The organism is Mesobacillus stamsii, assembly GCF_030814065.1.
Taxonomy (GTDB): Bacteria; Bacillota; Bacilli; order Bacillales; family Cytobacillaceae; genus Mesobacillus; species Mesobacillus stamsii.
Genome location: NZ_JAUSUN010000001.1, coordinates 201,944 through 225,977 on the forward strand (window position 1 = coordinate 201,944; position 24,034 = coordinate 225,977).

General features: G+C 42.0%; 24 protein-coding genes and 1 other RNA gene. 10 read left to right on the top strand and 15 right to left on the bottom strand.

Going from position 1 to position 24,034, the window contains the following annotated elements; all coding sequences use genetic code 11:
• Together J2S25_RS01085 and J2S25_RS01090 are read right to left on the bottom strand one after the other, a co-directional pair.
• Entirely contained in the window at window positions 1-1,086 is a 1,086-nt protein-coding gene (locus J2S25_RS01085; protein WP_044393244.1) for a type III polyketide synthase, read from the bottom strand.
• A gap of 267 nt (window positions 1,087-1,353) precedes the next feature.
• On the bottom strand, window positions 1,354-2,127 hold the full coding sequence (locus tag J2S25_RS01090) for an SDR family NAD(P)-dependent oxidoreductase (protein ID WP_044393242.1): 774 nt from the start codon (window positions 2,125-2,127) through the stop codon (window positions 1,354-1,356).
• A 632-nt stretch (window positions 2,128-2,759) separates the two neighbouring features.
• On the opposite strand from J2S25_RS01090, the gene J2S25_RS01095 reads away from it, so the two are divergent.
• Genes J2S25_RS01095 through J2S25_RS01105 form a run of 3 tightly spaced genes read left to right on the top strand, consistent with a single transcriptional unit; the run spans window position 2,760 to window position 5,067 of the window.
• Entirely contained in the window at window positions 2,760-2,909 is a 150-nt protein-coding gene (locus tag J2S25_RS01095) for a cytochrome c oxidase subunit 2A (protein ID WP_044393241.1), read from the top strand.
• A 26-nt stretch (window positions 2,910-2,935) separates the two neighbouring features.
• On the top strand, window positions 2,936-3,412 hold the full coding sequence (locus J2S25_RS01100; protein WP_044393239.1) for a cytochrome c oxidase subunit II: 477 nt from the start codon (window positions 2,936-2,938) through the stop codon (window positions 3,410-3,412).
• Window positions 3,412-5,067 carry a b(o/a)3-type cytochrome-c oxidase subunit 1 gene (locus tag J2S25_RS01105; protein WP_044393237.1) on the top strand — a complete coding sequence of 552 codons (1,656 nt, stop codon included), beginning with the start codon at window positions 3,412-3,414 and terminating at the stop codon, window positions 5,065-5,067. Before J2S25_RS01100 ends, J2S25_RS01105 begins: the two co-directional genes overlap by 1 nt.
• A 156-nt stretch (window positions 5,068-5,223) precedes the next feature.
• Here the strand turns inward: J2S25_RS01105 and asnS are convergent, their stop codons facing one another.
• The 4 genes from asnS to J2S25_RS01125 form a co-directional block, all read right to left on the bottom strand.
• The gene (gene asnS, locus J2S25_RS01110) at window positions 5,224-6,615 is read right to left on the bottom strand and encodes an asparagine--tRNA ligase (protein ID WP_307191006.1); all 1,392 of its coding nucleotides are present in this window, start codon (window positions 6,613-6,615) and stop codon (window positions 5,224-5,226) included.
• 298 nt (window positions 6,616-6,913) lie between these two features.
• A complete protein-coding gene (locus tag J2S25_RS01115; protein ID WP_307191007.1) occupies window positions 6,914-7,816 on the bottom strand; it encodes a DMT family transporter in 903 nt (300 codons plus the stop codon).
• Between the two features lie 70 nt (window positions 7,817-7,886).
• Window positions 7,887-9,395 (bottom strand): carboxypeptidase M32, encoded by a 1,509-nt coding sequence (locus tag J2S25_RS01120; protein WP_307191008.1) that lies wholly within the window; start codon window positions 9,393-9,395, stop codon window positions 7,887-7,889.
• A 134-nt stretch (window positions 9,396-9,529) separates the two neighbouring features.
• Window positions 9,530-9,763, bottom strand: a complete 234-nt coding sequence (locus tag J2S25_RS01125; RefSeq protein ID WP_044393229.1) for a DUF2249 domain-containing protein — start codon at window positions 9,761-9,763, stop codon at window positions 9,530-9,532.
• 197 nt (window positions 9,764-9,960) lie between these two features.
• Here J2S25_RS01125 and J2S25_RS01130 point away from each other — a divergent pair, with 197 nt between their 5' ends.
• Complete coding sequence (locus J2S25_RS01130; RefSeq protein ID WP_277813880.1) at window positions 9,961-10,095, top strand: hypothetical protein; 135 nt, start codon at window positions 9,961-9,963, stop codon at window positions 10,093-10,095.
• A 111-nt stretch (window positions 10,096-10,206) separates the two neighbouring features.
• Here the strand turns inward: J2S25_RS01130 and J2S25_RS01135 are convergent, their stop codons facing one another.
• Entirely contained in the window at window positions 10,207-12,570 is a 2,364-nt protein-coding gene (locus J2S25_RS01135) for a nitric-oxide reductase large subunit (protein WP_044393227.1), read from the bottom strand.
• 221 nt (window positions 12,571-12,791) lie between these two features.
• Here J2S25_RS01135 and J2S25_RS01140 point away from each other — a divergent pair, with 221 nt between their 5' ends.
• From J2S25_RS01140 to J2S25_RS01160, 5 genes are all read left to right on the top strand, one after another.
• Window positions 12,792-13,481, top strand: coding sequence for a Crp/Fnr family transcriptional regulator (locus J2S25_RS01140; protein ID WP_044393225.1), 690 nt, complete (start codon window positions 12,792-12,794; stop codon window positions 13,479-13,481).
• Between the two features lie 102 nt (window positions 13,482-13,583).
• The gene (locus tag J2S25_RS01145) at window positions 13,584-13,823 is read left to right on the top strand and encodes a DUF2249 domain-containing protein (protein ID WP_044393223.1); all 240 of its coding nucleotides are present in this window, start codon (window positions 13,584-13,586) and stop codon (window positions 13,821-13,823) included.
• A gap of 1 nt (window position 13,824) precedes the next feature.
• On the top strand, window positions 13,825-14,040 hold the full coding sequence (locus J2S25_RS01150; RefSeq protein ID WP_307191009.1) for a DUF2249 domain-containing protein: 216 nt from the start codon (window positions 13,825-13,827) through the stop codon (window positions 14,038-14,040).
• Window positions 14,041-14,045: 5 nt separating this feature from the next.
• Complete coding sequence (locus J2S25_RS01155) at window positions 14,046-15,290, top strand: hypothetical protein (RefSeq protein WP_307191010.1); 1,245 nt, start codon at window positions 14,046-14,048, stop codon at window positions 15,288-15,290.
• 13 nt (window positions 15,291-15,303) lie between these two features.
• Complete coding sequence (locus J2S25_RS01160; RefSeq protein WP_044393218.1) at window positions 15,304-15,609, top strand: metal-sulfur cluster assembly factor; 306 nt, start codon at window positions 15,304-15,306, stop codon at window positions 15,607-15,609.
• A gap of 47 nt (window positions 15,610-15,656) precedes the next feature.
• Here J2S25_RS01160 and J2S25_RS01165 read toward each other — a convergent pair whose 3' ends face one another.
• The 8 genes from J2S25_RS01165 to J2S25_RS01200 all read right to left on the bottom strand — a co-directional run bounded on the left by J2S25_RS01165 (window position 15,657) and on the right by J2S25_RS01200 (window position 23,133).
• On the bottom strand, window positions 15,657-15,824 hold the full coding sequence (locus J2S25_RS01165; RefSeq protein ID WP_157841621.1) for a hypothetical protein: 168 nt from the start codon (window positions 15,822-15,824) through the stop codon (window positions 15,657-15,659).
• A gap of 152 nt (window positions 15,825-15,976) precedes the next feature.
• A complete protein-coding gene (locus J2S25_RS01170; RefSeq protein WP_044393216.1) occupies window positions 15,977-17,110 on the bottom strand; it encodes a THUMP domain-containing class I SAM-dependent RNA methyltransferase in 1,134 nt (377 codons plus the stop codon).
• 124 nt (window positions 17,111-17,234) lie between these two features.
• Window positions 17,235-17,622, bottom strand: an RNA gene (gene rnpB, locus J2S25_RS01175) — RNase P RNA component class B.
• 83 nt (window positions 17,623-17,705) lie between these two features.
• Window positions 17,706-18,005 (bottom strand): cell division regulator GpsB, encoded by a 300-nt coding sequence (gene gpsB / locus J2S25_RS01180; protein WP_044393314.1) that lies wholly within the window; start codon window positions 18,003-18,005, stop codon window positions 17,706-17,708.
• 171 nt (window positions 18,006-18,176) lie between these two features.
• A complete protein-coding gene (locus tag J2S25_RS01185; RefSeq protein WP_044393214.1) occupies window positions 18,177-18,737 on the bottom strand; it encodes an SLOG family protein in 561 nt (186 codons plus the stop codon).
• A gap of 115 nt (window positions 18,738-18,852) precedes the next feature.
• Window positions 18,853-19,161 (bottom strand): CotD family spore coat protein, encoded by a 309-nt coding sequence (locus J2S25_RS01190; RefSeq protein ID WP_044393212.1) that lies wholly within the window; start codon window positions 19,159-19,161, stop codon window positions 18,853-18,855.
• A gap of 383 nt (window positions 19,162-19,544) precedes the next feature.
• Window positions 19,545-20,843 (bottom strand): ribonuclease H-like domain-containing protein, encoded by a 1,299-nt coding sequence (locus J2S25_RS01195; RefSeq protein WP_044393210.1) that lies wholly within the window; start codon window positions 20,841-20,843, stop codon window positions 19,545-19,547.
• 13 nt (window positions 20,844-20,856) lie between these two features.
• Window positions 20,857-23,133 (bottom strand): DEAD/DEAH box helicase, encoded by a 2,277-nt coding sequence (locus J2S25_RS01200; RefSeq protein ID WP_307191011.1) that lies wholly within the window; start codon window positions 23,131-23,133, stop codon window positions 20,857-20,859.
• Between the two features lie 184 nt (window positions 23,134-23,317).
• Between J2S25_RS01200 and J2S25_RS01205 the strand changes: the two genes are divergently transcribed.
• Window positions 23,318-24,010 (top strand): Crp/Fnr family transcriptional regulator, encoded by a 693-nt coding sequence (locus J2S25_RS01205; RefSeq protein ID WP_044393207.1) that lies wholly within the window; start codon window positions 23,318-23,320, stop codon window positions 24,008-24,010.
• Window positions 24,011-24,034 lie beyond the last annotated feature (24 nt).

Genomic DNA, 24,034 nt, shown 5'->3' on the forward strand with positions numbered 1-24,034 from the left:
TTATTCCCACCTCATTAACAGCAGCTCTGAACTAAATCCAGGCCCTAGGGCTGCGCCGAGGCCAAGATCGCCTTCCTTAGCAGTTTCCATAAACCTTTTTAGCACATAAAAAATTGTCACCGATGACATATTTCCAAATTGTTTCAGGACGTCAAGGGAGATGTTGGTCATGTCTTCCGGTAGCTTCAAAGCGGAACGATAGGCATCAAGAACCTTTTTGCCGCCTGGATGGGCAATGAAGTGATCAAGGTCCGCTACCTCCAGGCTATGGGTGTTCAAAAACCTAAGTACATTAGGCTGTAGCCAGTTTTCAATAATAGTCGGAATATCTTTTGAAAAGACGACATAAAGGCCTTCATTTTTAATATTCCAGCCCATAACGTCCTCTGAATCGGGCATCGTCGTGGACTGAGTTCCGAATATATTAGGGACCGCATTCTTTTTGGCAAGTTTCTCGTAGCCAGAATCATCACCGCAGACAAGAGCACATGCAACTCCATCGGCAAACAGCGAAGTGCCGATCAGATTGCTTTTTGACCGATCGTTTCGTTGAAAAGTCAGACTGCAAAGCTCAATGGAGAGCACGAGCACTTTGGCCTTTGGGTATGCGAGGCAGTATTCATAGGCGCGCGACAACCCTGCCGCTCCGCCTGCACATCCAAGTCCCCATATCGGGATCCGTTTTGTATATTGTGAAGAAGATAGGATATTCATAATCCTCGCATCTATGCTTGGTGTTGCGATTCCGGTACTGCTGATGGTAAATATAGCATCTATTTCTTCGAAAGGGATTTCATTTTTCAGGAAATCTTCATTATGCAAACAATTTGTGATTGCCTCTGCACCAAGCCTTACAGCCGATTCGATATAGGCATCATTTTTTTCCTCAAATGTATGGTCTTTTTCGAACCAGTCAAGATCCTTGGCAAAATGGCGTTTTTCAATTTGACCATTCTGGAAAACGGTCAATAACCGGTTAATGTCCTTAAATGACTCATTAAATATCTTTTCGGCAAAGTTCATGACTTCTTCCTGCTTTATTGAATAAGGCGGAACTGCTTCAGCGATCGACAAAATTCTGGGCACGACAATACTCTCCTCCCCTATATATACGGTTACTTTTTCCATTTACCCCTGAGAGTATGCAAGCAAACAAAGATTGCTTGCATACGAAAAAAACTCCCCCCATATGGAGGAAGCCTAAGTTTTGAAGGAGTTGCTGTGCAAGTTCATTATACAATGCTGCTGAGTCGTATACATTATAAAATCTTTACCAGTTGACAGGCTCGAAAGAACATTCGTGGTGTCGCGGAGCAAAAGCAAAAATAGAAAAAATCACAATGGCCGGTTTCTTTAAAAACCGTGAATCGTCATTCCACCATCGACAAAGAGGGTTTGTCCTGTTATATAATTTCCTGCATCTGAGCTTAGGAACACAACTGGTCCGACTAGCTCTTCCAGCTCACCGATTCTTTTCAGAGGTGTAACGGCGAGGATGTCTTTTACATATGCTTCATCTTCTAAAAGTTTTTCAGTCAATGGTGTTTTGAAATACCAAGGTCCAACGGAATTTACATTGATGCCAAATTGACCCCATTCCATTGCAAGCACTTTCGTCATCTGCATGAGAGCGGCTTTGGTCGCTGCGTATACGACACCTGTCCGAAGCGCTACCTGGCCCGCTACCGAGGAAATATTAATGATTTTTCCACCAGATGGTTGGTTTTTCATGACACGGCCGGCTTCTTGAGAGATCATAAAGGCAGATTTCAAATTAGTGTCCATAATCTTTTGCCATTCCTCGTCCGTCACTTCCAACGCCTTGGAACGGATATTCATGCCTGCATTATTTACTAGAATATCAATCTTTCCCCACTTCGCTTCTATTTCCGCAATCGCCGTATGTATTTGATCCCTTTTCGTAACATCAGTAGGAAGTATAAGAGCTTTTCTTCCTATTTTTTCAATGATTCCCGCAGTTTCTGTAAGATCATTTTCGGTCCGGGCAAGAATTGCAACATCAGCCCCGGCTTCAGCTAGCCCGATCGCTAATGCTCTGCCAATCCCGCGGCCCGCACCCGTGACTATTGCCGTCTTTCTGCTTAAATCAAATGAAGGTAAGAACATCCTAACAGCCCCCTATATAAAATTGCTTTCATTTTACCATAGTATCGAACAATTCGTGATGCAAACTGCCTGTCCCAAACGCAAGCTTAAGACATCCTTATGCAGTTTAATGGAAAAAAAGCACCCTGCTCGATGCTAGTTGCTCCCACCTGGTTGCCTCTGCACTTCAATCAAGATTTGTTTTTCAGCTGTTTCCCCACAATTCAGGCAAATCTTTTTCTCATCATAAATCAGCCTGCAATGATCACAATAATACTTTTGCATGAAATTCACTTCCAAAAAAATATTCTTGATTCAGTTTATTAACAAAAACCGGAAAAGTGACTCTTTTTTTAAACTTGCTTTCCGTTAGAAGTCAAGCCCTGCCTTTCACAAGTTGTTTTTTGAATAATTTCATTTGCTCCTATTTTCACATAAATAGTTTCACAGATTATTCACATTTACCCGTCGTACCTTGTGACTTAAATCACTGTATTGACGCGCTTTCACCATTAACATAGTAAATATGTCAGGTATGAACAATTTGTGAACTGTTCAAAACCGTATTTACGTTTTCAATTTGTTTTGTATGATGAAAATGTACTTATCAATTAATGGCTAGTTTTTATTTTATGCGAAGGGAGTGGACCGGGATGGCTCAACCTGAAATCGGGAAGAAAACGCACACAAAGGTGGAAGATCAACCTTCCTTGAAAGGAACACTTGCATCGGTTTTCTTATTAGGATTCTTTTTAATTGTTACTTGGCTAGGTGTATTTTTCTTGTTTGTCGATCGTTTTTAAGACCACCAAAAGGGGAGAAAGAAGTTATGCATATTCATAAGTTTGAGAAAATCTGGTTGATATTCGGGGTAACGACCTTAATCATTTTCCTCACGGTCATCGGTGTTAGTGCCTTCTATTTAGGAAACCAACCTCCTAGCTGTTTGGCTACAGTGAATCCTGAAAACGTTGACACAACTGCTCCATTCAATGAACCAGGCTTGAAAAAGGTAGAAGGGAAAGAGTGGGATTATGAACTGGTATTTGTTGCCTCCGCCTTTTCTTACAACCCTGGAAAAGTGGAAGTGCCACTAGGAGCGAAAGTAAAAGTCATTGCTACCACGAAAGACGTCATTCACGGTTTCGAGGTAGCAGGCACCAATATTAATATGATGCTTGAGCCTGGCTTCATCAGTGAATATGTCACTACCTTTGACAAAGCAGGCGAATTTCTGATCGTTTGTAATGAATACTGTGGCGTCGGCCACCATACGATGACGTCTAAAATTGAGGTGATAGAATAATGAATACTAATTCAATGAATCCAAAAGTGGACCGTCGGGACGGCAAATTGACCATGGCGCACTTTTATGTCGCTTTCATCGCCCTTGCCATCGGCGGATTAGCAGGTCTTTTGCAGACACTAGTCCGGTCTGGAAAATTTCAATTGCCTACATGGACTGGGTATTACCAGATCCTCACCTTACATGGCGTCGTTCTTGGCCTTGTTTTAACAACTTTCTTCATTATGGGATTTCAGCTTGCACTTGTGAGTAAGACATCGGGGACCTTCACTAGAAAACAGCGCCTAACCGGATGGATCGGCTTCTGGACAATGACCATCGGAACTATAATGACAGCCATCATGATCCTTACTAACCAAGCTTCAGTCCTTTATACCTTTTATGCACCATTACAGGCTCACGCGCTTTTTTACCTAGGTCTTACTTTAGTGATTATCGGAAGTTGGATTGACGGAGCGGCAATCATTATGGCTTACACTTCATGGAGAAAAGCAAACCCAGGAAAACCCAGTCCACTGCTGACTTTTATGTCCCTTGTTAACACACTTATGTGGATTGTAGCAACAATTGGCGTCGCAGCAACGGTTTTATTCCAACTCCTTCCTTGGTCATTAGGCCTGGTAGATCGTGTTGATGTATTGGTCAGCCGTACATTGTTCTGGTACTTCGGTCATCCGCTTGTGTATTTCTGGCTATTGCCTGCGTACATGGCTTGGTATGCCATCGTTCCTAAGATTATTGGCGGAAAAATTTTCTCGGATTCTTTGGCGAGGATGTCCTTCATTCTATTCCTGCTGTTCTCGATCCCAGTAGGTTTTCACCATCAGTTGATGGAACCTGGGATTGATCCAGCATGGAAATTCCTTCAAGTGATTTTGACATTCCTTGTTGTCATTCCGTCATTGATGACAGCCTTTTCCTTATTTGCGACGTTTGAGATGTATGGACGCTCCAAAGGTTCTACAGGACTATTTGGCTGGGTAAAGAAACTTCCTTGGGGAGACGCACGTTTTGCAGTTCCCTTCATTGGCATGCTTGCTTTCATTCCTGCTGGTGCTGGCGGAATTATCAATGCTTCCAACCAATTAAACCAAGTGGTACACAATACGATTTGGGTTACCGGTCACTTTCATTTGACACTTGCAACCTCTGTTGTATTGACTTTCTTCGGGATTTCCTATTGGCTGGTGCCGCACCTGACAGGCCGAGTTCTTACAAAAGCGATGAATAAATTAGCAATTATCCAGGGCGTTGTTTGGGCAATCGGCATGACTTTCATGTCAGGTGCAATGCACGCAGCCGGCCTGCTTGGTGCACCGCGACGTTCTTCTTTCTCAACGTACGGCGGTTCTGAGCAAGCTGCTGAGTGGATTCCTTATCAGATCGCTCAGGCAGTCGGCGGAACGATTTTATTCCTTGGAATTATCCTGATGCTTTACATTTTCGTAAATCTTGCTTTCTTTGCACCTAAAGGAGAAGAAGAGTTTCCTGTTGGTGAGGTTGCGGATCAGGCTGAAAAAACACCGATGGTATTTGAAAATTGGAAGTTATGGCTCGGTATCACTGTACTTTTGATCTTATTCGCCTACACAATTCCATTCATTGATATGATCCAAAATGCACCAATTGGTTCGAAAGGATACAAGTTCTTTTAACTAAGAAAAACCGGGCAAACTGCGCCCGGTCCTTTTTTGGTTTGGCTGATAATTTATTGGTCTCCGGATACATTGGACCTCCACATTTTCCAAAATAAAACAGGGTGTGAGATCTCGTTCGATTTCATACCCTGTTTTTATTAACATAGCCGAAATTTAAAAATCTGCATTTCCTGGTGTACGAGGGAATGGAATGACATCACGGATGTTTTTCATGCCGGTTACATACATAACAAGTCGCTCGAAGCCAATTCCATAGCCGGAATGCTTGGTGCCGCCGTATTTTCTAAGCTCGAGATACCACCAATAATCTTCTTCCGACATACCAAGTTCTTTTATCCGTTCTGTAAGGACCGCTTCTCGTTCTTCCCGCTCGCTTCCACCGATTAACTCGCCAATTCCGGGAACTAAAAGATCAGTTGCAGCGACTGTTTTTCCATCCTCATTCGCTCTCATATAAAACGCTTTGATTTCTTTTGGATAGTCGGTAACAAAAACTGGACGCTTGTAAATTTCCTCGCTTAGATAACGTTCATGTTCCGTTTGCAAATCTGTACCCCATTCTACAGGGTATTCAAATTGCTTTCCTGAGTTTTTCAATAATTCAACTGCTTCACTATAAGTGACCCTTCCAAAATCAGAACGTAGGGCATTCTCCAATCTTTCCAGAAGTGTTTTATCAATAAAGCTGTTGAAGAAGTCCATCTCTTCTGGTGCATGCTCAAAAACATACTCAATGACATACTTAATCATTTCTTCTCCAAGATCCATGATATCCGGCAATTCTGCAAAGGCAACTTCTGGCTCAACCATCCAAAATTCCGCGGCATGTCGTGCAGTATTTGAATTTTCTGCCCTGAACGTCGGACCAAATGTATACACATTGCGAAATGCAAGAGCAAAGCTTTCCGCATTCAATTGACCACTCACGGTTAAGTTAGTTTCTTTCCCAAAAAAATCAGCCTTTTCATCTACCTGTCCGTTCTCTGTTTTTGGTAGCTCGTTCAAGTTCATCGATGTCACACGAAACATCTCCCCGGCTCCTTCAGTATCGCTTCCGGTTATGATTGGTGTATGTACATAGACGAATCCTTTGTCTTGAAAGAATTTGTGAAGAGCATAAGCTAGTACAGATCTTACTCTAAAAACGGCTGAGAAGGCATTGGCTCTTGGCCGCAAATGAGCGATGGTTCGCAAATATTCAAGCGTATGCCGCTTTTTTTGAATAGGATAATCTGTAGCCGATAATCCCAGGACAACAATTTTTGTCGCTTTTAGTTCAAATGGCTGTTTCATTTCTGGAGTTGGAATAAATTCCCCCTCTACTAAAACAGATGAGCTAATCGGCAGTTTGGTAATGTCTTTAAAGTTATCAAGCGTATCCTCAAATACAACTTGTACACTCTTAAAGAATGTCCCATCATTTAATTCCATAAAGCCAATCGTTTTGGAGTCGCGAAGAGTTCGGATCCAACCTGTTATTTGAACCGTTTTGTCGTTAAAGCTTGCTTGATTTCTGTATAAATCTTTCACTACGGTCTTAATCATAATAGCCTCCTTGTGGTAATTTTTTGCATAAAAAAAGCCTTCTATCCCTATAAGACGAGCGAAAGGCTGGATTTCCGCGGTACCACCCAAAATGTCTATAACGTGCAGCCGCCTAAACATATTCATGAATTCCTGTCCGTTAGCACCAGGTTTCCACTATCCCAGGCTCGCTATCGAAAAACAGCAAAAACTTCTATCCTTTTCATCGATATAAATAGGCAGTTTTCAAAAGGAGTTTCACTGTAGTAATTTATCACATAATGTCGTCCTTTGTCTAGTTGACCCTGCGATAATAGGATCACCCAGTTACTTGCCTTTTCTTCCTGCTCGGAACGGACAGATTGATCGCTATCACTGATAAGAGGATCAACGCGGCTCCGAGCAGCTGCAGACCGCCCAGCCTGTCCCCATACACCAATATCCCCAGCATCGTGGCAATGACGGGTTCTAGTGTTGCTACAACTGCAGCAGTGCTGCTTTCTGTTCTTTCAAGACCCCAGGAGTATGCAAAATAGGCAACGACCGTTGGGAAAATCCCTAATCCTAGCGCATAAAGCCACGCATCCCCAGAGAAAAGATCAGCCGCCTTGCTGACGATACCGGTGGTCGGAACCAATGCAGCCGAGGCCACTAGGAAAGTATACAATGTCACTGTAAAAGGATGGTATCTCCTTAATGCCACTTTGCCAAAAATGCTGTAAAGTGCATATCCGAACCCTGCTCCAAGACCTATGAGGATACTTGAGACTGAAAAAGACGTTCCTCCCTGCCCGGTGATGCCTGATGCAAGCGTACAGCCAATGACGGTCATAATAATCGCCAACCATTTCTTCCAGTTCATGCTTTCTTTCAGAAAAAGAAAGGACAAAACCGCAACAAAAGCAGGCGAAGTGTACAATAGAGCCACAGCGATCGGAATATTCATCAAATGAATTGCCGTAAAATAAGACCAATTAAAAAACACAATACTGAGAATTCCTGTACCTACAAAAAGATACAAGTCTTTTGTCCTGATTTTCAAGTGGCTTCTGTAAAAAGCAATTCCGACAAAAATCAACACAATGGCTGCAGTCAAAACTCGGATGGCCACAATTTCCATGGCACTGAACCCAGCATTATTCAAGCCTTTGACAAAAAAACCAATCAGCCCCCACATCGCCGCTGCAAATGCAATCATGATATAAGGTAATTTCCTGGACAATTCTATTCACCACACAGAAAAGATGGCAAAACGACTGCCATCTTTTATTTAAAAAAATGTTGTTTTTGATTTAGGTCAGCTGGTATACCTTGCTGTATTTTTCGGATAAATAATCAACTAAGTACTGAGCATTAAGTCCCTCACCAGTTACATCAGTCAATATTTCAAGTGGTTTTTTCATTTTCCCATGCTTATGAACGTTTTCCGTCATCCACTGTTTAATCGGCTGAAGATTTCCTTGTTCTAATAGTTTCTCATAGTCAGGCAAGTCTTTGAGCATGGCATGTTTGAATTGCGCTGCATACATATACCCTAAAGCATAGGATGGGAAATAGCCAAAACTGCCCCCAGCCCAATGGACATCTTGAAGGACACCTTGTGCATCATTTTCTGGCCTGATGCCGAGATACTGTTCATATTTATCATTCCAGACTTGTGGAAGATCCTTTACTTCAATCTCATCATTGAACAAGCCTTTTTCTATCTCATATCGGATCATTACATGCAATGGATATGTTAGCTCATCCGCCTCAATCCGTATTAAGCTTGGTTTAGACTCATTCACTGCTCGATAGAAATCTTCTATTCCTACTTCGGAAAATTGACCATCTGAATATTCCTGCAGCAAGCTATAGTTATTTTTCCAGAAAGAGTAATTTCGTCCAACAAAGTTTTCATAAAAAAGCGACTGTGATTCATGGATTCCCATTGAAGTACCTGAACTTAAAGGAGTGCCAACTAGCTCTTCAGATATGTTTTGTTCATAAAGCGCATGGCCGCCTTCATGAATTGTACCGAAAACCGCTGTTCTGAAATCCGCTTCATCATATTTTGTCGTAACCCTTACATCTCCAGGATTAAGCCCCATCGCGAATGGGTGAACTGTTTCATCAAGCCTGCCAGCATCAAAATCGTATCCCATTTGTTTAAGGATTTCGAGACTGAACGCACGCTGTTTTTCTTTAGGGAAATGACGAAACAGAAATCCTGTCTCAGGTTTTACTGTTGAATTTGAAATCTGCTGTACAAGCGGAACAATTTTCTTACGCAGGTCGCCAAATACTTGGTCTAAAACCTCAACAGTGACACCTGGTTCATACATATCTAGCAACGTATTGTATTTATTTCCTTCATAACCCCAGTATTCTATGAATTTCTTAGTGGTTTCTACTAGTTTTTCTAGGTACGGCCTGAACATTTCAAAATCGGACTTAGCCCTAGCCTCTTCCCAAACTGTTTCCGCTTTTGATTGCAGGATGACATATTCCCGGTACTCTTCTGCAGGAATTTTCTTATTGCGGTTATAGTCCTTTCTGCACTCTTCTAACGTCTTGAAAGCAATTTCTGATAGACTTTGTTCATTTGACAATCTCGCTATGTATGATGCCATTTCTTCTGATGTTGACATATTGAATACCTCAGATGAAAGAACACCGATCACTTCGGACCGCTGGGCTGCTCCCTTTTTAGGTGCGCCAGTCCTTAAATCCCAATAAATCAAAGAAAGCGCCTCCTTATAGGCGGCCATTTTCTTTACATAATCTAAAAAGTTTTTTTCTGTTTGTTTTCCTTCATTCATCCATCTCACCCCATCTTATCAGTCTCCATCATCTTATCATACTTTTCTGATATTTTGGTTCACGAAATTAAGAAAAAACAACAGGATGGCCTGTTGTTTTAATGGAGTCAAAGTTTATATTTCGGTTATTATCTTTATTTTGTTTTCCCAATTGCAACTTTCCATGTTTCCGGGCCCTCTTCGAGATACTCCCATGAAAAAGCTTCGGGGCGCTCCATCATGAACTGGTACTGAAGTGGCTTTGGGTCGTGATCATTGACGATTTGCATGAATTCTCCCGGCTTAAGTGAATCAAAGTTTTGGAATATAATAGGGTGTTTTTCTCTTGGTGCATAATCTGGAACATTGATAATTGCATGAAAAGTCATTTCCATCTCTCCTTCGAATCTGTTTTTCCTTTACCTTTTCATTATAGGACTGCATCGCAACTCAAGTAGTGAGCGCAGTCACAGTTTTCCTATGACATCCCTCATTGCTAACTACCTGGCTTCCAACAGAAAAATATCTCTATTTATAAAGGAACTACGGGCATGAACAAGAATTATTTTAGTAGGGAGGGATCTACATGAAAGAACTGGTTGGAAGCTGTAATGAATGCGGAAAAGAAATTTATTGCCTGGAAGGCTTTTTAAATGGCGTATCTGATCATGGTAAATTGCTTTGTTTTGAATGTGAAAAAAATACCCAAGAAGACTCATAGTCGGAAATGCATATGTTTTTGTTTGTCAGAACCGTCGATTGCTGACTTCATTGGGCGGAGCGCGATTAAGCTAAGAAACCGCAAAGCCTTTTTGCTTTGCGGTTTCTTAGTTTATTCTTCTTCCACTGCCAGGTCTTTAACCGGGAGCTTTTCTTCTTCTTTGTGGGTTACTTTTCGCAGATTGAAAAGTGCCTTTATGCTGAATACTGCCAGGGCTGCTACACCTATCAAAAAAATCGTGTCAGGAATGGCCCTTAAGGTCAGCAGCATTTGAACGGTATCCTGCTGCAGGAATGCTGCTGAACGGGAAGCTGCGTATCCATTAAAGAAAGCTTCTTTTAGCTGAAGATAGCCAACCGGCAGCAAGGAAAAGAATACCATTCCTGCCAAACCAACGTTCAGCATGATGACGATGAATTTCACCCAATTATCATTCCATTTTTCCGGTTTGACGATATTGCGTAAAGAGTAGATCAATACTGCTCCAGCAAACATGCCATATACGCCCATCATGGAAGCGTGGCCGTGCGCTGGAGTAAGGAACTGTCCGTGTTCAAAGAAGCTTACAGCCGGCAGGTTGATCAGGAAGCCAAGTACTCCTGCACCAACTAGATTCCATATTGCTACGGAAATCAAGAACCAGAACGTGCCTTTGTAAGGGAAATCCACGCCGCCGTCACGCATCATTTTATACTGGTCATATGCCTCTAAGATCAACAAAGTCAATGGAATAACTTCAAGTGCTGAAAAGACTGCACCCAAAGCAATCCATACTTCAGCTGATCCGTTGTAATAATAGTGATGCCCGATCCCGATGACACCTGCTCCCATCAACAAAATCAATTGGAAGTATAATGCTCTTACAGTCGATTTCTTTGTTACAAGCTTCATTTGCACCATTAGGAAACCGATCACTACGACTGCGAAAACTTCGAAAATACCTTCTACCCATAAGTGGATGATCCACCAGCGCCAGTAATCGGCAAAAGTATAGTGTGTTCCTGGATTGATCATGAAGGCAAAAAAGTAAAATGCTGGGACAGCAATTGCTGAATAAAATAATAGGTGAATCAATCCACCTTTGTCAGACTCCCGCTTCAATCCACTTCTGATGCCTCGAAATACGATGAATAACCAAATCAGCATTCCAAGAGCGAGGATGAATTGCCAGATACGGCCAAGTTCGAGATACTCCCAGCCCTGATGCCCAAGCAGGAACCAATTGTTGCCAAGGTAACCATTGGCACCAAGCCATTGACCAATCATGCTGCCAGCGACGAGGACGACTAAAGCCCAAAACAGAACATCTACCAGCAATCCCTGACGCTTCGGCTCACTACCTCCAACTAGCGGTGCCAAGAAAATTCCCATTCCAAGCCAGGCTGTCGCAATCCAGAAGATAGCAAGCTGCAAGTGAAACCCCTTCGTAATGTTAAATGGCAGAATGTCATGGATCCATTTTAAGCCGAAGAAACTATCAGGTTCGATATAATAGTGTGCCAATAATGCTCCAAACATGGACTGGACAAAGAACAAAACAGATACGATTGCAAAGTATTTGGCTGTTTTCCTTTGCGAAGAAGTCAGCGGCAGCTTCTTCAAATCGATAGTAGGGAAATTCCCCTCCGTGTAAGCTTCCTTCATACCAAGATGATAGCGATAGAATACAAATAGGATCAAGCCTACAAAGAAAATTAATAAGGTTACGCTTGCACCACTCCACCAGACGGCCGAGAATGACATTGTGTTTCCTGCATCTTCATAATATGGCCAGTTATTTGTATAAGTGATGGTATCATCAGGTCTTTGTGTACTTGATAACCACGCTGTCCAGAAGAAGAAATCAGAAATCTGCTCCATCTGGTCACCCTTTGCTACCCAAGCGCGCTCGCCATCCGGCATATGTTTTTCCTGGATCAAGCCTGCCTTAAGTCCCCAATCGTCCCCTTTTGTAAAAATAATATGGTAAAACTCCCTAACCTTTTGATGCCCGAACACTTGCGCGTCCGTCAACACCAGATGATCCTTTTCCGAATCATAACGGTTCTCTCGCATTTCTTTCTTGACTCGTTCCCGAACGATCGACTGATCATCTTTATTCAAATCATGGAAGTCTTTCTGATATTTTTCCTGAGATCTGAAATTCTGCATCGCTTCTGTGTATATCTTAAGTGCTTCTGCCGTATAGTCTGGGCCCATATATGACCCATGTCCCAACACGGTGCCATAATCCATCAGGCCATATTTCTGGAATACCGCCTGGCCTCCGACAATGCTATCTTTCGTGAAAATGACATCGCCATTTTCACTCGTGACTTCAAGCGGCCTTGGAGCCATTTCTTTAAAAATCCAGTATCCCCCTGTCAGGAGTACTGTAAAGCTTACTAATAAAGTAAATATGAGTACAGATTTCAGCAGTGAGTTTCTATTTTTCTTGACTACTGCTTTTGTGGATGTTCCACGTTGGATCTCCATCTTCCCTGCATCCCCTTCCTAATTTGGTTTACAAACTAAGCATAAAGCGAAAGGAAGATAGTGTTTGTGAACTACCTCATGCTGTAGGTGTGATATTTCACACAGCAGTGAGAATTATTTTCATCAAAACTTCAAATGATGATTTAGGTCACTTTGCGCTCCCTGTGCAGTTGATAAATTCTAATAGTAGAAACATAAACCGAAATAAGGAGCAGATCGATATGCATCTATCACAGATCAGGCAGCAATTAAAGACAGTTCCAATTTTCAAGGAATTGTCTCTTGAGGATCTTGATCCGATTGTAGAAATTGCCCAGCCACGATTTTTTAAAAATAAAATGTATGCGTTCATGCAGGGCGACCCGCTTGACCGCGTGTTCTTCATTCATACAGGAAAGGTGAAAATTTATAAAACGGATTCATCTGGCAGGGAACAAATTGTTTCCGTTTTGGAGGCTGGGGAAATGTTCCCTCATGCCGGTTTCTTTAGAAAAGGCCAGTATCCAGCACATGCAGAAATGATGGAAGACACACAGATGATTGTTATCCCAATTTCAAAGTTCGAAAAAATTCTTGTGTCCTATCCAGAGCTTTCCATCAAGTTATTCAGGGTTCTCGGCGAAAAAATCATTGATTTGCAAGCTCGTCTGGAAGAACAAATTCTTCATAATACGTACGAGCAAATCATTATGCTACTGCTGAGACTATGCAAAACAAATGGCGAAAGACTGGAATATGGCTATAAATTGACCACCCATTTCACAAATAAAGAATTTGCCAATATGATTGGTACCTCGCGGGAAACGGTCAGCAGGACGATCACTTACTTAAAGAAGAAGGAATGTATAAGTCTTGACTTGGATGGCACCTACCTGATCGACCATGAAAAATTGCATCAAGAGTTATTTTGAAAACCAAAAAATCTCTCATAAAGTGATTCGCATCACGGAAGCAAGTATTGAAAATGGTTATCATTTAACTATGCCGAATATCGTAACGAGGAGGTCAATCCAATGGAACATAAAACGATCGAACTAGATGTAAGAGAAGAAATCAATAACAAACTGGAGCCTTTCCAGAAAATTATGGAGGCGATCGCAGAGTTGCACTTGAATGATGTGCTTGTGCTTCATGCCCCATTCAAACCTGTTCCCCTCTATGGAGTTTTAAAGGCAAAAGGGTTTGATCACGAAGCTGAAAAGATCGAAGCAAAGCATTATAAAATCGTTTTTACCAAAACGGGAGGGAAATAAGATGATTCTCGATAATAGAGGTCTGGAGCCTCCACAGCCTATGATCCGTACGCTCGCTGCCCTAGATGAGCTCCCTGAGGGACAGACACTGACGATCCTTAATGACCGAAGACCGATGTTTTTGTTCGAACAACTGGATGAACGGGGTTATTTGTACTTAACAGAACAACAGAATGATGGAAGTTATCGTGTGACGATTTCCCGAAAAGCGGGGTGATAGAAATGGTTCAGCAAAGCAGTGGCAACGAGACTAATAGTAAGCTTCCTTTTTCCTTCATCCTCTTTAGTATGGTTGCATTGATTTCTTCCCAGGTGCTGATCCTGCTGAACGGTGACATGCTGATAACAGGCACATTCCGTTTGCCCGCCATTTGGTCTGCTGCCCATTTATTTGTCCTTGGATGGGCCTTGATGGTTGCAATGGGCGCGATGTACCAGCTCGTTCCTGTCGCTTTCCTGACGACTATCTGGAGCGAAAAATTTGGATTTTGGCAATTTGCCGTTACAGCTTTGGGAATCGTGACGTTTGCAACGGCACTTTATCTTCATCCGCAGGATGCTCTTATTCCTGGAATGATAACATTGACAGGCATCCTGATGTTTCTTGTGCAAATGTTCATGACGCTGCGAAGCCAAGCAAAACCAAATATTCTCACATTGTTTGTCGGCAGCGCCTTATTTTCCCTCCTGCTGACCATAACATTGGGGATTACACTGGTAATCAGCATGAAAACCGGTTTTGCATCAGAATATTATCAAGCCTTTTTTAAAACGCATATTCTCCTTGGCACTGTCGGATGGTTCTCATTGCTGATTTTTGGCTTCTCTTATAAAATGGTTCCGATGTTTTCATTGGCTCACGGATTTACGATGAAGCCAGCAGTTTATGTATACATCTTTTACTTAACCGGAGTCATCTTGATGGTTGCGTCCTTCTTTACAGGCACTCACTTACTGGAAATCCTCGGAACTTTTATGTTGCTTGCTGGATTTTTGACTTTCACCTGGCATGTGAAAAAAATGATCGATAAACGCGTAAAAAGGAAGCTAGATCGCCCATTCATGTTCGCTTTATTTGCAATTAGCTGTGGGGCAGTCATCCACCTGACTGCTTTTATAGCAAGCGGACTAAGTTTGCTGTCAAAAACCGCTGGTCCCATCCTTTTCCTATATTTGATCGCCTGGATTGCATTCAGCATCATCGGATACTTGTACAAAATCGTGCCATTTCTATGGTGGACTCACAAATATAGCAAGGAAATCGGCAAAAAACAAGTACCTGCCCTAAAAGATATGATGGATGAAAAGCTGGCAATTCCCTTATTTATTTTGTTTACAGTTGGAACAGTGCTGATCATCCTCTCTTTCTTTGTCCAACTAATGCCAATTTTCTATATTGCCCAGTGCTTGATTCTATTGGCAGTGATTTTGTTCAGCTATGTCATAGCCAAAGTTTTGACTATTTAAGGAGGAGTTCATGATGACAGATTTACAAAATAAAATTAGAGAAAACTTAAAAACCGTTTATGACCCTGAATTAAACATTAATGTAGTGGATTTGGGTTTGATTTATGATATTGACATTCCTGAACCTCGAACCGCAAAAATTTTGATGACATTGACAACTCCAGGCTGTCCTCTGCATGACAGCATTGTCAGCGGAATTAAGTATTGCGTACAAGGAATGGAGGAAATAGAACACGCGGACGTCCAATTGACATGGGAGCCAGCTTGGACACCAGATCGGATGACAGCGGATGGCAAAAAATTGTTGCAGGGTTTCTAAGGAGACCACGAAAAGAAACGCTTGGTGTTTCAAGCGTTTCTTTGCTTTTATTTAGAATTTGAAAGGCAAAATGACAATGCTTGGCGAAGATTGCTTTCTGCTTTTTGCAATTCCGCCAGCTGGATATCGTCGGACTGGAATTCATTTCGCAAAGCTTCTGTGCTTGACGAAAGCGCTTTTGAGATACGCTGGAAATCAATAAAAGAATAATTCATTGCCATCCCTCCATTCATTGCAAATATGTATTTATTGTATTCAAAATCGCATACAAATATTCTGTTTTATTCAAAAACAAAATACAAAAAGGGCTTGGAATGAGACGATTCCAAACCCTTTTTTCCTGAAAATTAATCCCTTGATCAATGATTCATCTGAGGGGACGCTTTCCCCAGTATTGATAATAGTCTGTACGGATGAAGCCATTGAACAGCTTCCGCTTTTTTGTTGCCGGTTTTCCGTACACTTGTTCAAAATTTTCGTTTGAAGTTAAGATATAAATGGACCAAGTATCCAGTGGAGCAAAGGCTTTGCCCATTTGACTGTACATTTCTTCGACCGCTTTCTTTTCACCGAGGCGCTCTCCGTATGGAGGGTTCCCAATCACTACACCATATTCCTTTTTCGTAGTAAAATCCTGCACTCGCATTTGCTTAAAGGAAATCAAATCACCAAGGCCTGCTTCAAAAGCATTTTCCTCAGCAATCTTCACCATCCGGTGGTCTATATCCATCCCGCTGATATCCAAGGGCTGGTCATACTTAGCAAGGTCTTCTGCTTCCTCCCTGACTTCCTCCCAAATGGATTCCGGGATGAAGTCCCAGCCTTCGGAAACAAACTCCCGATTAAAGCCTGGTGCGATATTTTGACCAATTAACGCCGCTTCAATCGGAATCGTTCCAGATCCGCAGAACGGGTCAACAAATGGCTTATCCGGATTCCAATTTGTCAACAAGATCAATGCTGCAGCCAATGTTTCCTTCAGAGGAGCTTCCCCTTGATCCACTCTGTATCCACGCTTATGGAGACCGCTGCCGCTCGTATCGATTGTTATTGTAGCCACATCTTTAAGAAGCGCGACTTCCATTTTGAATAAAGGGCCGTTTTCTTCCAACCAGCCAGATTTTTTATAAGAAGTTCTCAAGCGTTCCACTACAGCTTTTTTCACGATTGCCTGGCAATCGGATACGCTGAATAGTTTAGACTTAATAGATTTTCCCGAAACAGGGAACTCAGCATTTACCGGCAGAAATTCTTCCCAAGGTAGTGCCTTTGTTTTTTCAAAGAGTTCGTCAAAAGTATATGCCTTAAATTCGCCAATCTTTATTTTGACCCTGTCAGCAGTACGAAGCCACATATTGCTTCTGGCGATTGCGCGCACATCTCCTTTATAGACAATCTTCCCATTTTCAACCTGACAATCATATCCCAGATCGCGCACTTCATTAGCGACAATTGCTTCAAGACCCATCGCAGAGGTTGCAATTATATCAAAATTCTTCATCATTTCACCCTTTTTTCACCAATATACTTACTTATGTATTGCCTAATAGCATTAATATACATAAAAAAAGCACTCCAAGCAAAAGGAGAGCTTTCCTAACCATCATACAAACCAATTAATAACGTTCTGTAAGCCATGTTTTGTGCCATCGTACTGCAAATGACCAATAGTCTCGTACTCCGGTGGTAATCATCTATCTACAGATGAAGATCATCTGTCCTTCCCTTCGTTCAGTTCCTTCAGGAAGGTGCCCCTACCATTGTTTGGGTTTCTCGCTCGCGGGGTTTACCTCGTTCCACCCTTCCAATTTCTTGGAAGGCTCCGTCACTGTGGCACTTTTATAGGTATTCATGCCATATCGTTGCCGACTTAGGCATTTTCCCTGCCGTCAGCCGAGCGTGAGCCCAACTGCCCTGGCTTATGAATTGGCCAGGCACGAACACTACAAGCATCTCAGCCTGTGCGAGCATGGACTTTCCTCTGCAGCAGAACTGCAGCGATTACCCGAACGTTATTAACAGCTACAAAAAATAGTATATGTAATTTTGGTCTAAAAAGCAATGGTAATTCATTTCAAACATTAGCAGAATCTAGATTAATCGTAAAGTTTGTCTCCAAATACGTGCTTCTCAAGGTTCGATAATCTTTTCAGGATATCAAAATTTGTCGTTCCAGCTGCCTGTGTACTTGGGCGGCGTGATGACTCATCAAGCTGTTTTTTTAGACGAAGATTGTCCTGCTGCAGTTCTTCTATCTCTTGTTGCATGATTTCGTAATCCTTGATGATTAGATCAAGGAACTTATCTACGTCTTCTGGCTTGTAGCCACGCATGGCTGTTTTAAATTCCTTCTCTAAAATATCTTTAGCAGTTAACTGTATTTTATCGGATAGCATTCCATTCACCTCAATATACCCCTATGTTCCTATTTATTTTTTCAAAAACAAGGAGATTTGTCAATTTTCTTTTGTTTTCTGTAATTATTTCCAACAGAATCGGTTCATTTTTGGTCAAACTGCAACATTCAACTGGCGACTACGGTTATTTAAGCATAACAGATTTTTTGATTAAAATCCCTGCTGCCTTAATTGTTCTTCTTCTACAACCATTTGCAGATCGTACAAAGTAATTAGTTGGATATCATACGGATTGGATTGTTGAAACTTTTTTGCGGTTTCGTATATGAATTTGGGACTTCCTTCCTTTTCAAGATCATATAGCAATACAAGTACATCGCTTTTCTCAATAAAAAATTGATTTTTCAGCCTGAATTGCCATGAATTTTCGTATGGCTTTTTGGTAAGCGAATCAACATGGTCAGCTCGATTCAAAATAGATTCATACCAATTCTTATTTGTGTCTTTCCATGATTCCTCTTGGTTAAGAAAGGGTGTGAATACAGCAAGCTTAAGGTCGGGATATAATTCCTGAAGCTCAAACACAGCCTCGCCCGCCCATAATTCCACACCTAATTGCCCGCTGATCATTACCCACTCCAAGCCATCCTCGATCAGCGGCACGATCGTTTTCTTTATTGCAGTTTTTATGTATTCAGCTGCCGGATGGTCAGGTTGAAATATTCCGATTTCAAAAGGTTTATATCCTGATATCGTCGCTACTTTGACCATGGTTTGCTCCTTCACACAATCTCCGTCTTATTGAAGTTATTCGCTTTAAACAATATATATACCCTTTTTACACTTAAAAAAACAAGGGCTTTTTCTGCCCTTGTTGCTTTTCTTATTACCTGCCGAATCCCATTCCCGGGCCATATCCCATTGGTCCGCCGAATCCTGGTCGTGGTCTTGGACCAACTGGAGCTACTCCGCCTGGTACTGGACCAGGGCCGCCATAAAAGTTCTGGTTTGTAACCTGGTTCACTGTTGACTCAGTATGCGGAAAATAGTGGACATGGTCATAATTAATATGATTTACATTAGTAGTATGAGATGGATGAACATGTGGAACCACATTATTGACAAACTGATTGTTCACACAGCACTTAGCGGGATGAACTACTGTTGGCAAAACATTCGTTGGCTTACAGTGCATAGTGCATAACTCCTTTCCTTAGACTTATTCTTTACATTAACAGCCTATGTAGAAGTTATGCGTCTTGTACTAATGAAAACACCTATTTTTGAAAGATACTTGGCAATGCATGCGTTATGAATCTATTAAAGGAATGTGTAAAAGCTGTCCTTCAGCCCGCTGAATAAGACAGCAATAAGGGTGATGACAACAAAATAGAGAACTAAAACTGCTTTATACATCTTACCAACCCCGTAATATTATATTGATTTTTACCACCGTACAATTTTACATTTTACAATGTTCGAACCATACTTACAACAGGATCATACAGATTTTGATCATTTAAATGTTAAAATTTTGTTACAATTGAAAATAACCTGGCGAAACTTGTTGAAACAGGCTCAATTTGACGAATTCTGCGCTTGCCCGGGAAATGCTTTCCGGGAAATTCTCTGAATCCTTTTTTCAAGTTCTTGTTTAAAAAGCATGTCTTTTTTTGTTGCCAGCTTTCTCTCGCTGATCTGCTCTTCAGCTAGTCGACAGTACCTCAAAGCCATTTCGAAATTCCGCTCCCGATGTTCAAAATGCTTGGCCAGTTCAATGCATGCTTCTCTCCTTTGCATCAAGCTTCCCTTCTCCGCACTTTCCTTCCATAGTGGAAGCGCATCCTGCCATTTTTTTTGCTTCTTATGTTCAAAAGCAAGCGCATGCTTTGCAGAAATTCCCTGAGCGTTGTCCTCATCCATTAGTCCAGTGAAAGCCTGCTTTGCTTTTTCACTTTCGCCAAGATAAGAAAACCAGCGTCCAACCTCATAAGTTTCTTGTGCGGTCTGGTATCCGTCATATCCGAGCAACTGGAAACTTAAATGTGTATATAGAGTCAACAATGACAGGATATCTGTTTCATTGTGCCTGATGACACCCAGCAATCCTTCCGGGTTTTTCCTTTCCAGAAAGTCAAAGTAAATCATCGGTGCCAGAAAGCCGGGAATATCATCTTTCCGCTCAAGACCCAGTACTTCCTGTTCGACGATGCTAAGTTTCATTCGTTCAAGCTTATGCTTCCACATTCTTCTCGATGCATGAAACAAATCAAAATGCCCAAAGGAAGGCAGCTTTGGAACGTGGTCACGAACAAGGGTATGCCTTGTTTTAACCTGAGGCCAGTCAAACGCCTTCCCATTGTATGTAACCAATGTAGTATAATCAACTTTTTGCAAGAAACTTTGGTAAAGCGCGATTTCCGCTCCCGGACTAGGCAGAATATGCTGTATAAGCTTAACTGAATCTTCTGAGACACTCGCATGGCCAAGCAAGAAAATCGTATTCCCTGCCCCGCCGCCAAGTCCCGTCGTTTCTGTATCAAAAAATACCAAATCGCCTGCACGATGGCCGGACGCAGAAAGCGGATGCTTTGTCTGTTCCTGATTCCACAGGGAGATAGCTTTTAACAGATCTCTGAACTGGTAATGGCCATGCTTGTGGTCCAGCGGATAAACAACTTCCCTTACTAGGCAGTACTGTCCATCAAAATAGAAGGGGAAAACATGTTCTTTCTCCCAGACGTCGAGAAACGGGATTTCAGGATCGGCTTTTCGCTTAACCGCTTCTGTTTCTTGGATGATATTCACAGGATCAGTCTTCTCCGTTTCACTCTTTATGTGTGGCTTCAGCCTGTTCAATTTGTTCTTTAAACTCATTTTCCCCCTCCTCCTAGAATGCCGTTTTTAAAAACAGATTCAACAATTTCACTACATCTTTTTTTGAGTGGTTGGAGGTTGTATCGGTTCCGATACAGGATGGACAGCCATCTGAACACTGACAATTAAGGACCATTTGTTTCGTTTCATTCAAGATGTCCTCCATGCCAGAATAGATTTTTTCACTCAGGCCAATTCCACCAGGATAACGATCGTAAAAGAAAATTGTTGGTTTTTCATTATGCGCAGCCTTTACCTGCGGAACGACATGGACATCAGAAGGATCGCACATAACAAATAATGGCGCAATATGCTTCAATGCCTGCGAAGTTCCGATCAATCCTTCCTCCAGGCGGTCATCGGAAAACTCGGAAAATTCCTTAGAAAGTGAGATCCAAGTTGAGCTCGTGTGCAATTCTTCTTCCGGAAGATGGATGGGACCTGATCCGATATTTTCATGAGTCTCAAACCTGATTTTCTTGAAGATGGTAGCCATTGCCCTTACACTTACATCTCCATAACCAATTTTTGTCTCTTCATTCCCCCTGTGCTTGTCTTCTTCAAGGACACTGAGTTGGACGGCAAGATTGGCATCAGTATAATAATCGACATCTACTTCCCGGACGAACGCCTTCTTTTCTTCCCAGTCGAGCTTTTCTACTTGGTACTGGACTCCCTGGTGGAGATAAATCGCCTCTTCATGCAACAGGGTCATTGCTGAAAAAGTATCCATTTCACCAATTACCCTTACACTGGCTACATCTGATTGATCAATAATCACGACATTTTCCTGAGATGCCGACCGAAGACTGATGTTATGGGCCGGGAAAGCATCATTCATCCAATACCATTTCTCTCCGTTCTGATGAAGGATACGCTCTTCCGTTAAATATTCGAGGATTTCTTCCATTTCTGCGGCCCCAAATGTGTCTCCTTTTTTCAATGGCAATTCATATGCAGCACACTTGAGATGGTCAATCAGAATGATCAGGTTATCTGGATTGATTAAGGCTGTTTCCGGACTGCGGTTGAAAAAGTAGTCGGGATTTTGGATGACATACTGATCCAGCGGACTAGAGCTAGCCACCATGATGACCACCGACTCTCCATGCCGTCTGCCAGCCCGACCTGCCTGCTGCCATGCACTGGCAATCGTACCCGGATATCCGTTCATGATACAAACCTGAAGCTGGCCGATATCGACACCCAATTCAAGCGCATTCGTACTGACAACACCATAAATTTCTCCCGATCGCAGTCCTTTTTCAATCGCACGCCTTTCCGTCGGCAGATAGCCCCCCCTGTAGCCTCTGATTGCTTTTGGCCCAAGCTTATGCTTGACCAGCTCCTGCAGATAAGTTAGCAAAATTTCCACCCTTACCCTGCTTCTTGCAAAGACAATGGTCTGGATCTTGTTTTTCAGGAATTCTCCCGCAAGCTTTCTGGTTTCAAGTGTGGCACTCCTGCGGACATTGAGTGGAATGTTGACAACTGGCGGATTATAGAATAAAAAATGCTTCCTTCCAGAAGGGGCGCCATTATTATCGATTAACACCATATCTTTCTCGGTCAATCCTTCTGCGAGTTCAAGTGGATTGGCGATCGTCGCCGATGTACAGATAAAAACAGGGTCACTGCCGTAATAATGACAGATTCTTTTTAATCTCCTAATGACATTTGCCACATGGCTGCCAAAAACGCCTCTGTAAATATGCAGTTCATCGATGACAACATATTTCAGGTTCTCGAAAAGGGATACCCACTTAGTATGGTGCGGAAGGATTGCCGAATGGAGCATATCAGGATTGGTTATAACGATATGCCCGGCTCTCCTGACCTTTTGGCGAATATTTGAGGCTGTGTCTCCATCATATGTATAGCTATTGATAGATAGTTCCGCCTCCTGGATCAATTCATTGATTTCACTTTTTTGGTCCTGTGCCAGCGCTTTGGTAGGAAACATATAAAGAGCCCTCGCATTTGGATTATCAATAATGGATTGCAGTACCGGCAAATTATAGCACAGCGTTTTCCCAGAGGCCGTTGGTGTGACAGCAACGATGCTTTGTCCTTTCATGATTTGTTCGTATGATGACCTCTGGTGGGTATACAATTGGGAGATCCCACGCCTTTCCAGTGCACTTCTCAGGATCCCGCTTAAATCCTCGGGCATTTCTTCGGTCTGTGCTTCTTTTTCCTCCATCGTATGCCAGTGGACGATATTCTTCTTTACTGATTCACTAACCTTTAATTCTTGCAATATCTCTTGCATGCTTTTTCGGACTTTCATCACGTTCACCTCGTTATCCTTATTTTAGCGAATAAACGTTCGTTGCAAAAGGAAAATTATCATTAAATTAAACTGCTAGTTTTTGGCATTGCGTTTATCTCGAAGCTTCTGTAGGAAATACATATGTTTTTTAGCATCCTTTTGCTAAAATGATAGGAAAGCAAATTATTTTGAGGTGTTTCATTTGGATAAGCAGGAAAGAAAAAATATATTAGCAAAATTTTCGTTGTTCAGGGACCTTGAGGACCATGAATTAGATAAGATCGTTGATATTTCCATTTCGCGGAAATGGAACAAAAATAGCCATATCTTTATGCAGGGTGACCCACTTGAAAATGTTTATTTTATCAATAATGGCAAGGTGAAAATCTATAAAAGTGATGCGAATGGCCGGGAGCAAATCGTTGCCATCCTTAAGAAAGGGGAAATGTTCCCTCATGTAGGCTTTTTCAGGAAAGGTGGTTATCCTGGTTTTTCTGAGGTATTGGAGGAAGCAAGCCTTGTCGTTGTCCCAATAGCACAATTCGAAAAGGTTCTGGTCGAAAACCCTCATTTGAGTATCAAGCTATTCAAGGTCCTGGGGGAGAAAATCGTCGACCTACAAGAAAGACTGGAAGCTCAAATACTTAACACTACGTATGAACAAATCATCAAGCTGCTGATCAGGCTTGGGGAGCTTCACGGAGAAAAGCAAGCTGATGGTGCAATTTTATTGACAACGGATTTTACAAACAAGGATCTAGCCAATATGATTGGCACTACTAGGGAAACGGTCAGCAGAACATTGACCAAAATGAAAAGAAATGAGTTGATTTCCACGGATGAAGCTGGGAATTTGATTATCGACCCTGAAAAATTGCTGAACGAACTTGTCTAATTTTTTCAAGAAAAAACGCCCGAG